This is a genomic window from Amycolatopsis sp. NPDC054798, from assembly GCF_053611505.1.
Genome location: NZ_JBSHAM010000069.1, coordinates 1 through 9910, shown reverse-complemented (window position 1 = coordinate 9910; position 9910 = coordinate 1). Strand labels below are relative to the sequence as shown.

Sequence of the window (9910 nt, the reverse complement as noted above, 5' to 3'; positions counted from 1 at the left end):
CTTTGCGTATGTCCTATTGTCTGCGCTGACCGGGTCCTCGCTCTCGTGGGTGGTGGTCGCGTTTTCGGGGGGCGCGGCCCAAGCCGCGCCCGCCTAAAACGCCCCAGCGCCGACCCCCTCCGCCGTCAATTTCCCGGTCGGGTTTTACGTCGGCGACGCACAGCAGCCGACCACCAGCCACGTCGCGAAGCTCGGTTCGGACATCTCCTTTCCGCAGGGCCGGTTCGACGGCGCGCTGCTCGGCCTCAGCGGCCGCGTGCCGCTGTCCGGCAAGCTCAGCATTCCCGTGACCGACAGCTATTTCGTCGCGTTCCGGTTCATGCCGGCCACCGCGACGGTCGAACTCGTCCCGGACGGCGACGTCTCCGGCAGCACCCAGGTGCTGACCGGAAAGGACACCAACTGCAAGCGGACGCAGACGAACCTCTGCGCCGACTCCGAGGTCACTGCGAAAGTCTTCGTCAAGCTGTCGAACGTGAAAGTGGACGGCAGGCCGCTCGACGTCGGCCCGGACTGCCGCACCGCCCAGCCGGCCGAGGTGACGCTCAAAGCCTTGCTGCCGCTCGCCTTTCCCGCGCGGCCGGCGAAGGTGACGACGACTTTCACGACGCCGCCGTTCGCGGGCTGCGTCGGTCACGAAGACCTCAGCCGCCTGTTCACCGGGCTGGTTTCCGGGCCCGGCAACACTTTGACGACCGATCTGGTGCTCCGCTGCGTCGGCAGTTCCGGTCCGAACGGATGCGGGACCACGTCGTGACGACCCTGCTCGCCCAGATCCCGCACAAAGCCGTGAACGGCCTGCGCGAGTTCGGCCGCATGTGCGCGATGGGGCTCGACGTCATCCTCGCCATGTTCCGCCGCCCGTACCAGGTGCGGGAGTTCGTCCAGCAGTTCTGGTTCATCGCCAGCGTGTCCATCTCGCCGGCGATCCTCGTCTCCATCCCGTTCGGCGCGGTGATCTCTTTGCAGCTCGGCTCGCTCACGAACCAGATCGGCGCGCAGCAGTTCAACGGCGCGGCGAGCGTGCTGGCCGTCGTGCAGCAGGCCAGTCCGATCGTGACGACGTTGATCATTTCGGGCGCGGGCGGCAGTGCGATCTGCGCCGATCTCGGCGCGCGCACCATCCGCGAGGAGATCGACGCGATGGAGGTGCTCGGCGTTTCGGTGATCCAGCGCCTGGTCGTGCCGCGCGTGCAAGCGGCGGTGCTGGCGTCCGTGCTGCTCAACGGCCTGGTCAGCGTGGTCGGAGTGCTCGGCGGCTACTTCTTCAACGTCATCGTCCAGGGCGGCACGCCAGGTGCCTACCTGGCCAGCTTCAACGCTCTCGCCCAGCTGTCCGATCTCGTGGCCAGTTCGGTGAAAGCGGTCATTTTCGGATTCCTCGCCGGGGTCGTGGCGTCTTACCGCGGCCTGAATCCGAAGGGCGGCCCGAAAGGCGTCGGCGACGTGGTCAACCAGTCGGTCGTCATCACCTTCCTGCTGCTGTTCTTCGTCAACACCGTGCTCACCGCCCTGTACCTGCAACTCGTTCCGGCGAAGGGGACCTGAGTGGCCAACCTCAGCAAACCCGGCGACAAGCTGTTCGACCTCGGCGACCAGCTCGTCTTCTACGTCCGCGCCCTCGCGGCCGTTCCGGTCGCCGTGACGCGCTACTTCCGCGAAGTCGTGCGGCTGCTGGCCGAAGTGACGTTCGGCAGCGGTGCGCTCGCGGTGATCGGCGGCACGATCGGCGTGATGGTCGGGCTGTGCGTGTTCACCGGCGTCACGGTGGGGCTGCAAGGGTTCAGCGCGCTCAACCAGATCAACATCTCGGCGATGACGGGATTCCTGACCGCGTACTTCAACACGCGAGAGATCGCGCCGCTCGTCGCCGGGCTCGCGCTTTCGTCCACAGTGGGCAGTGGGTTTACCGCTCAGCTCGGCGCGATGCGGATCTCCGAGGAGATCGACGCGCTGGAGGTGATGGCCGTGCGGAGCATGCCGTACCTGGTGACGACGCGGATCGTCGCCGGGTTCGTCGCGATCATCCCGCTGTACGTCATCGGGCTGCTGATCTCCTATCTCGGCTCCCGGCTGACCACGGTCGTCTTCTTTGGACAGTCCGGCGGCACCTACGACCACTACTTCACGCTGTTCCTTCCGCCCGGCGATGTGCTGTGGTCGTTCGGGAAAGTGCTCGTTTTCAGTGTCGGCGTGATCCTCACGCACTGTTTCTACGGCTATCGCGCGAGCGGCGGCCCGGCCGGCGTCGGCGTCGCGGTGGGCCGGGCCGTGCGGACGTCCATCGTGCTGATCAGCGTGCTCGATTTGTTCCTCTCGCTGGCGATCTGGGGCGCGACGACCACGGTCAAGGTGTCCGGATGAACCGGGCGGCCACCCAGCTCGCCGGGGTCGCGTTCCTCGGCGTGCTCGCCCTGCTCGGCTATCTCGCGGTGGCGATCTACGACAAGGACTTCGACGATTCGGCGCTGGTGACGCTGGAGGCGGACCGGGTCGGCAGCCAGCTCGCGCCGACGGCCGAGGTGAAGGTCAAGGGGGTGCCCTTCGGCGAAGTCAGGGCGGTGCGCAGCACCCCGGCCGGAGCCGAGATCGACCTGGCGCTCGACCCGGCGAAGATCGGGCAGCTGCCGGGCAATGTTTCCGCACGGCTGCTGCCGAAGACGGTGTTCGGCGAGCGTTACGTCAACCTCGTGCTGCCCGCCCGGCCGGTCGGCGCGCTGCGGGCGGGCGACGTCATCGCGCAAGACCGTTCGAGCAACGCGATCGAACTGGAGCGCGTGCTCGGCGACCTGCTGCCGCTGCTGAGGGCGGTTCAGCCGGAGAAACTGAACAGCTCGCTCGGCGCGATCTCGCTGGCACTGGACAACCGCGGGAAACCGCTCGGCGACAGCATCGTGAAGCTGCAGGATTTGCTGGCCCAGCTGAATCCCTTGCTGCCGCAGTTCAAGGCGGACATCACCGGGCTCGCCGACGCGGCCGACGTCTACACCGGGGCGGCACCGGACATCCTCCAGGCATTGAGCGATTTGTCGACGACCGCGAAGACCATTGTGGACACTCGCGGTGACCTCGGGAAGCTCTACTCGAGCGTCACCGGAGCCGCCGGGAACCTGAACGACTTCCTGCGCAAGAACTCGGGCAACATCATCGGCGTTTCCGCCGCGAGCAGACCGTCGCTGGAACTGCTGTCGCGGTACTCGCCCGAATTCCCGTGCCTGTTCGACGCGGTCAACCGGCTCAAACCGCTGATGGAGAAGACTCTCGGCAAGGGAACGAACGAACCGGGCCTGCACGTGACGCTGACCGTCCAGGACCCGCGCGACAAATACGTGCCCGGCCGCGACAGCCCGCGCTACGACGCTGCCGGCGGCCCGAAGTGCTACGGCGGTGGAGCCGCGGCCCCGGGTGCCGCCGAAGGCGATCTCGGTCCGGCGAACTCGCCGGGGGAGCGGCAGCTCATCGCCGAACTCCTGAAGCCCACGCTGGGCGACGTGCCCGACTGGAGCAGTGTCCTCATCGGACCGGCACTGCGCGGAACGGAGGTGACTGTCCGATGAGGAGCATCGCGGGCCCCGCGGTGAAGGGCCTGATCTTCTTTGCCGTCACCGTATGCGCGACCGCGGTGCTGGCGATCACGATCGCCAATTCCAACGTCGGCACGACGGTCGGCTACACCGCCCGCTTCACCGACGCGACGTCGGTCAACCCCGGCGACGAGGTCCGCATGGCGGGCGTGCGGATCGGCCAGGTCGACGAGGTGCGCGTCGTGGAGCACCGGCTCGCCGACGTCACGTTCTCCGTCGACCGGACCCGCCGGCTCACCGCTGCGGCCTCGGTCGTGATCCGCTACCGCAACCTGGTCGGCCAGCGCTACCTCTCGGTCGACCCCGGCCCCGCCGGAGCTTCCCCGACGCTCGCCGACGGCGCGCTGATCCCGCCGGACAAAACAAAACCGGCGCTCGACCTGACCACCCTCTTCAACGGCTTCAAACCGCTTTTCCAGGCCCTGTCCCCGAAGGACGTCAACCAGCTGTCCTTCGAGATCATCCAAGTCCTGCAAGGGGAAGGCAGCACGATCGAAAGCCTTCTCCAGCACACCGCGTCGCTGACCTCCACCTTGGCGGGCAAGGACGCCGTGATCGGCAAGGTGATCGGCAACCTCAACACGCTCCTCGACACCGTGAACGCACAGGGCGACCAGTTCGACGCGCTCGTGGACACGACGGCGCAATTGGTCACCGGCCTCGCCGCGGACGCGAAACCGATCGGGCAGGCCATCGGCGGGCTCGGCGAGCTGACCACGTCCACCGCCGGGTTGCTGCAGGACGGCCGCCAGCCGCTCAAGGACAGCATCGCCGCGCTCGGCGACCTGTCCAAGAACCTGGCCGGCAACACCCCGGTGTTCGAGCAGTTCATCGCCAACCTGCCGAAGAAACTCGACCGCATCGGCACGATCTTCTCCTACGGCTCCTGGGCGAACATCTACCTCTGCTCGGTGCAGACCGACGCGAAACCCGCGCCCGGCGGGCCGCTGCCGGGCATCCCGGTGACCGCTGCGAGGTGCCGGTGAAACCTCCCCGGATCAAGCCGTTCCGCCTGCGCAATCCGATCGCCGTGGGCGCGGTGACCGCGCTGGTGATGGCACTGGTCGGCACCGCCACCTTCTTCTCCGACGACCTGCCGGTCCTCGGCGGCGGGACGACGTACAAGGCGGAGTTCCGCGAGGCCGCCGGGCTCAAGCCGAACGACGAGGTCCGGGTCGCCGGGGTGAAGGTCGGCGAGGTCACCGGCGTCGGGCTGGCCGGCGGGCACGTCGAGGTGGCGTTCCGCGTCAAGGACGCCTGGGTGGGCAACCGGACGACCGCGGCGATCAAGATCAAAACGCTGCTCGGCCAGAAGAACCTCGTGCTCGACCCGGTCGGCGACGGCGAGCTGGACCCGGACCAGCCGATCCCGGTCGAGCGGACGAGTTCGCCCTACGACGTCACCGCCGTGTTCAACGACCTCGCCGGGACAGTCGGCGCCATCGACACGAACCAGCTCGCGCAGGCGTTCCGCACGCTGTCGGACACGCTCGGCGCGTCGGCGCCCAGCGACGTCCGTACCGCCTTCACCGGGATCGCCGCCCTGTCCCAGACGCTCGCCTCCCGCGACGACGAGCTGGTGAAGCTGTTCCAGAACACCAACAAGGTGTCGAAGACCCTGGGCGAGCGCTCCGGTCAGATCCAAGCCCTCATCCGCGACGGCACCACGCTGCTCACCGAGCTGAATAACCGCAAGGACGCGATCGCGAAGCTGTTCAGCGGCGTCAAGAACTTGTCGGTCCAGCTGCGCGGGCTGGTCGCGGAAAACCAGAAAACCCTGGGGCCCGCGCTCGACCAGCTCGACCGCGTGGCGACCGTGCTCCAGCGCAACCAGGGGCATCTCGAAGACAGCCTCCGCCTGGCCGGTCCCTTCTACCGGCTGCTGGGCAACGCCGTCGGCAACGGCCGCTGGATCGACACCTACCTCTGCGGGCTCGTCCCGTCCGGCCCCGCGCCGGGCAGCTGCCTGCCGCCGAAGAACGGGGGACGCTGATGGCGCACCACCTCATCGACCTGGGAGCCCGGGCCCGCCAGCGGGCCAGGCTGCGCGCGCTGGCGCTCGGCGTGGTGTGCGCGCTGCTTCTCACGGCCGGGTGGCAGGTGGCGGCGGCACCGCACGACCGGACTGTGACCGCGTACTTCACCGCCGCGGTCGGCATCTACCCGAATTCCGACGTCCGCGTCCTCGGGGTCGCGGTCGGCTCGGTGACCGAAGTCCAGCCGAACGGCACTGACGTCAAGGTGACCATGAAGCTCAAGCCGGACGTGCAGCTGCCCGCCGATGCCGGCGCGGTCGTCATCACGCCCAGTCTGGTCGCCGACCGGTACGTGCAGCTCACCCCGGTCTATACCGGCGGGCCCGAGCTGGCCGACGGAGCGTCGATCCCGCGCGAGCGCACCGCGACGCCGGTCGAGGTCGACGACCTGCTGCGCAGCCTCGACCAGCTGATGTCGGCGCTCGGCCCGCAGGGAGCGAACAAGGACGGCGCGGTCAGCGACGTCTTGACGAAGTCCGCCGCCTACCTGAACGGCAACGGCCAGACGATCGGGCAGGCGATCAAGAACCTCGGCGAATTCGCCCGTGCCGCCAGCGATTCCAAGGACGACCTGTTCGGTTCGGTCGACAACATCAGCAAATTCACCGCGATGCTCGCCGCCAACAACGGACAGGTGAAGCAGGCCATCGCCCAGATCGCCTCGCTCAGCAAGGTCCTCGCCGACCAGCGCGACCAATTCTCCGGCGCGCTGACCGAACTGACCAAGGCGCTGGGCGTCGTGCAGGGGTTCATCAGGGACAACCGCGGCAAAGTGCAGTCCAATGTGGACAAATTGGCCGGGGTCACGAAGGTTTTGGTGAATCAGAAGGATTCCCTCGCCGAGGCACTGAGTGCGGCGCCGAACGCACTGACGAACCTGCTGGGCGCCTACGACGCGGACGCTGGGGTCATCGACGGCCGCGGCAACCTCCTCGAATTCCCGGAGACGAAATGAAATCCCTGGCGAAGGGCGCCGCGATGCTGACGCTGGTGCTGGTCACCACCGGCTGCGGGGCCGGGGTGAGCGTCTACGACATTCCGCTTCCCGGCGGCGCAGCGCTCGGCGACCACCCGATGCACGTCACCGCGAGCTTCGCCGACGTGCTGGACCTGGTGCCGCAGTCCGGGGTCAAAGTCAACGACGTGCCGGTCGGCCAGGTCGTCAAGGTCGGACTCGCCCCGGACGGGCACAGCGCGATCGTGGACCTGGTGGTCAACGGCGACGTCGACCTGCCCGCCAACGCCGTCGCGCGGCTGCGGCAGGCCAGCATCCTCGGCGAGAAGTTCGTCGAACTGGCCCCGCCGCCGGACGCGACGCCGGTGGGCAGGCTCGCCGACCGCGCGGTCATCCCGCTCGACCGCTCGACGCTGACCCCGCAGATCGAAGAGGTTTTCGGCGCGCTTTCCCTGCTGCTCAACGGCGGCGGGGTCGCGCAGGTCCAGAACATCAGCCACCAGCTCAACGAGGCGCTTGGCGGCAAGGAGACCGCGGCCCGCAGTCTGCTGTCCAGTTTGGACACTCTGGTCAAGGGCCTCGACGAGCAGCGCGGCGAGATCACGCGAGCCATCGACAGCGTCAACAAGCTCGCCGAGACGCTGAACGCGCACACCGATCAGATCACTGCGACGCTCAACGGCCTGACGCCCGGCATCAGCGTCCTCAACCAGCAGCGGGACGCGCTGGTCGGGATGCTCAAGTCGCTCGACGGCCTGACCTCGGTCGCCGTCGGGACGGTCAACCGCAGCAAAGACGACCTGGTCGCCGATCTCACCGCCCTCGCGCCGTTGCTGCGGCGGCTGGCCGATTCCGGGGACAAACTCCCGAAGGCGATGGAGATGGTCTTCACCTTCCCGTTCCCGGACGCCGCGCTGGACGCGATCCGCGGCGACTACCTCAACGGCTTCCTGAAAACGGGGCACTGATGCTGACCCGGTTCGTGCGCGTCCAAGTAACGGTGTTCGTCGTGATCGCCGTCGTCGGCGTCGCCTACGTCGGAGCGGTTTACGCCGGGCTCGACAAGGTGTTCTTCGGCCGCGGCTACACCGTGAAAGCGCAATTCCCGACCGGCGGCGGCATTTTCACCAACGCCGAGGTCACCTATCGGGGAGTGCCGATCGGCCGGGTCGGACAGCTCCGGCTCGCCCCCGCCGGGATGGAAGCGGATCTCGACATCGACTCCGGCACCGCGCCGGTTCCCGCCGACACCGAGGCGGTCGTCGCCGACCGGTCGGCTGTCGGCGAGCAGTACGTCGACCTGCGGCCGCGCACCGACGGCGGGCCGGTCCTGCACGACGGTTCGGTGATCACCCAGGCGGATACGAAAATCCCGCTGCCGGTCGACACTGTGATGTCCACTGTGGACTCATTTGCCGCGTCGGTGCCCCAGCCCGCACTGCGGACGGTCGTCGACGAGCTGTATAACGCGACTTCCGACGCCGGCCCCGCGCTGGATCAGCTGATCGGCCGAGGCATCGAGTTCGTGCAGGCGGCGAGCACGCACGTCGCGCCGCTGACCCGGCTTGTCACCGACGCGCACACCGTCCTCGACACCCAAGTGCAGCAGGCCGACGCGATCCGCAGTTTCGGCGCCAACGCCAAACTGCTCGCGTCGATGCTCAAGCAATCCGACGGCGACCTCCGGACGCTCATTCCGGCGGTGCCCGCCGCCGCGAACGAAGTCGGCTCGCTGATCCGCGACTCCGGGCCGCAGCTGGGTGTGCTGCTGGCGAACCTGCTCAGCACCGCGGACGTCCTCGAATCCCGGCAGAGCGGGCTGCGGCAGCTGCTGATCACCGCTCCCCGGGCAGTCGCCGCGGCCGGGGCGGTGGTCCGGGCAGACGGCGCGCATTTCGGGCTGTCGCTGTCGTTTTTCGATCCGCCGCCGTGCACGACCGGATACTCGACGCCCCATCGCGACGGCCTCGACACCTCGACCAGACCGCTGAACACGGCGGCGCGCTGCGCGCTGCCGAAGGGCGACCCGACGAACGTGCGGGGATCGCAGAACGCGCCGGGAGGACAACCGTGAAGGTCTTCGCGTGGCTGGCCCAGACCGCGGCGGTCCTCGCGACCGCGGCGGCCGGATGGGCCGGGTACACCTGGTGGCAAGCTTCGCATGACGACGGCGTCGCCCGCGCCGTCGTCCGGGAAGACGCGTTGCGGGCAGGGCGTTCCGCGATCGCTGGACTGACCACTTTGGACTATCGACAGGCGGCGGCCGGATACCAGCGCTGGCTGGACGCGTCCGGCGGCGCATTGCACGACGAACTCGCGCAGGACCGCCAGGGCAGCCTCGACCGGATCGGGCAGGCGAAAACCGTCACCACCGGCAAGGTGACCGACGCCGCGGTGACCGAAGTGGACACTGCGGCGGGCACCGCGAAGCTGATCGCGTCCGTGGAACTGGTCGTCGCCCCGGCCGGAGAGGACGCCGTGACCAAGCGTTCCCGGTTCCAGGCCGGCTTGACCCGTGCGCCGGACGGCTGGCGCGTCACCGCACTGGGCCAGGTTCCGGCAGGGGAGGCACCGTGACCACTCGTACGAAGAAGCGGGCTGTCAAAGTCGCCGGACGCCGCCTGCCGGGGCTCCCGGAACCGCACGATGCTGCCGGGGAACCGTTGCTGGCAGAAGAAGAACCGGACGCCGTGGATGAGAAACTGGTGGCGGAGAACGAAGAGCCGGACGCTGCAGACCAGAAACCGGACGTACCGCCGAAACTCCGGCCCCGGCTGGCGTTCGCGATCGTCGCGGTCGTGATGGCCGGGCTGGCGGTGTGGTTCACCCTCGAAGCGCGCGACACGAACGCCGTCGTCGCCCACAACACCGCCCTGTCCGACGCAGCGGGCACGGCCGACGCGGCGAAGCAGATCAGCACCGCGCTCGGCACGCTTTTCTCCTACCGCTACGACGATCCGGCAAGGAACGAGCAGGCCGCCAAGGACCTGCTCACCGGACCCGCGCTCGCCCAGTACCGCCAGCTCTTCGGCCAGGTCCGCAAGCTCGCCGCCGACCAGAAGCTCGTCGTGACCTCGACCGCCGTCGCGTCCGGGGTGAAACTGCTCGACGGCGACCGCGCGGCGCTGCTGGTGTTCCTCGACCAGACCGGCGCTCGGGGCGACGGGCAGCACAGCACCGGGGCCGCGCAGCTGAGCGTCACGGCCGAGCGGATCGGCGGGAAGTGGCGGATCACCGGGATGTCCGCGGTGTGATCCCGGCGCTCGACCGGCTCCCCATGCCAGGAACTGAAGGTCCGTGAGGGGACCCCTGAGGGAATCAGATTCCCTCAGGGG

11 protein-coding genes are annotated in these 9910 nt (G+C 68.6%); all 11 read left to right on the top strand.

Features of this window, described 5'->3' with window-relative positions; all coding sequences use genetic code 11:
- Positions 1-286 precede the first annotated feature (286 nt).
- From ACWGIC_RS32660 to ACWGIC_RS32610, 11 genes are read left to right on the top strand one after another with little or no spacing between them, the layout of a single operon-like run.
- Positions 287-757 (top strand): hypothetical protein, encoded by a 471-nt coding sequence (locus ACWGIC_RS32660; protein ID WP_452079751.1) that lies wholly within the window; start codon positions 287-289, stop codon positions 755-757.
- Between the two features lie 59 nt (positions 758-816).
- Positions 817-1548: an MlaE family ABC transporter permease gene (locus ACWGIC_RS32655; protein ID WP_452079776.1), complete on the top strand. Its 732-nt coding sequence runs from the start codon at positions 817-819 to the stop codon at positions 1546-1548.
- The gene (locus ACWGIC_RS32650; protein WP_452079750.1) at positions 1549-2364 is read left to right on the top strand and encodes an MlaE family ABC transporter permease; all 816 of its coding nucleotides are present in this window, start codon (positions 1549-1551) and stop codon (positions 2362-2364) included.
- Positions 2361-3557 (top strand): MCE family protein, encoded by a 1197-nt coding sequence (locus ACWGIC_RS32645; protein WP_452079749.1) that lies wholly within the window; start codon positions 2361-2363, stop codon positions 3555-3557. Before ACWGIC_RS32650 ends, ACWGIC_RS32645 begins: the two co-directional genes overlap by 4 nt.
- Positions 3554-4570 (top strand): MCE family protein, encoded by a 1017-nt coding sequence (locus ACWGIC_RS32640; RefSeq protein ID WP_452079748.1) that lies wholly within the window; start codon positions 3554-3556, stop codon positions 4568-4570. Before ACWGIC_RS32645 ends, ACWGIC_RS32640 begins: the two co-directional genes overlap by 4 nt.
- Positions 4567-5577: an MCE family protein gene (locus tag ACWGIC_RS32635; RefSeq protein ID WP_452079747.1), complete on the top strand. Its 1011-nt coding sequence runs from the start codon at positions 4567-4569 to the stop codon at positions 5575-5577. The genes ACWGIC_RS32640 and ACWGIC_RS32635 overlap by 4 nt, the downstream gene beginning before the upstream one ends.
- The gene (locus ACWGIC_RS32630) at positions 5577-6575 is read left to right on the top strand and encodes an MCE family protein (RefSeq protein ID WP_452079746.1); all 999 of its coding nucleotides are present in this window, start codon (positions 5577-5579) and stop codon (positions 6573-6575) included. The genes ACWGIC_RS32635 and ACWGIC_RS32630 overlap by 1 nt, the downstream gene beginning before the upstream one ends.
- Positions 6572-7543, top strand: coding sequence for an MCE family protein (locus ACWGIC_RS32625; protein ID WP_452079745.1), 972 nt, complete (start codon positions 6572-6574; stop codon positions 7541-7543). Before ACWGIC_RS32630 ends, ACWGIC_RS32625 begins: the two co-directional genes overlap by 4 nt.
- Positions 7543-8649, top strand: a complete 1107-nt coding sequence (locus ACWGIC_RS32620) for an MCE family protein (protein ID WP_452079744.1) — start codon at positions 7543-7545, stop codon at positions 8647-8649. The genes ACWGIC_RS32625 and ACWGIC_RS32620 overlap by 1 nt, the downstream gene beginning before the upstream one ends.
- Positions 8646-9152, top strand: coding sequence for a hypothetical protein (locus ACWGIC_RS32615; protein ID WP_452079743.1), 507 nt, complete (start codon positions 8646-8648; stop codon positions 9150-9152). The genes ACWGIC_RS32620 and ACWGIC_RS32615 overlap by 4 nt, the downstream gene beginning before the upstream one ends.
- Positions 9149-9829 carry a hypothetical protein gene (locus ACWGIC_RS32610; RefSeq protein ID WP_452079742.1) on the top strand — a complete coding sequence of 227 codons (681 nt, stop codon included), beginning with the start codon at positions 9149-9151 and terminating at the stop codon, positions 9827-9829. The genes ACWGIC_RS32615 and ACWGIC_RS32610 overlap by 4 nt, the downstream gene beginning before the upstream one ends.
- The last annotated feature ends 81 nt before the right edge of the window (positions 9830-9910 follow it).

Excerpts from the sequence above, each read along its gene's own strand:
- ACWGIC_RS32645 (WP_452079749.1), top strand. The coding sequence starts at position 2,361 with ATGAACCGGGCGGCCACCCAGCTCGCCGGGGTCGCGTTCCTCGGCGTG.
- ACWGIC_RS32655 (WP_452079776.1), top strand. The coding sequence starts at position 817 with ATGTGCGCGATGGGGCTCGACGTCATCCTCGCCATGTTCCGCCGCCCG.
- ACWGIC_RS32630 (WP_452079746.1), top strand. The coding sequence starts at position 5,577 with ATGGCGCACCACCTCATCGACCTGGGAGCCCGGGCCCGCCAGCGGGCC.
- ACWGIC_RS32620 (WP_452079744.1), top strand. The coding sequence starts at position 7,543 with ATGCTGACCCGGTTCGTGCGCGTCCAAGTAACGGTGTTCGTCGTGATC.
- ACWGIC_RS32640 (WP_452079748.1), top strand. The coding sequence starts at position 3,554 with ATGAGGAGCATCGCGGGCCCCGCGGTGAAGGGCCTGATCTTCTTTGCC.
- ACWGIC_RS32625 (WP_452079745.1), top strand. The coding sequence starts at position 6,572 with ATGAAATCCCTGGCGAAGGGCGCCGCGATGCTGACGCTGGTGCTGGTC.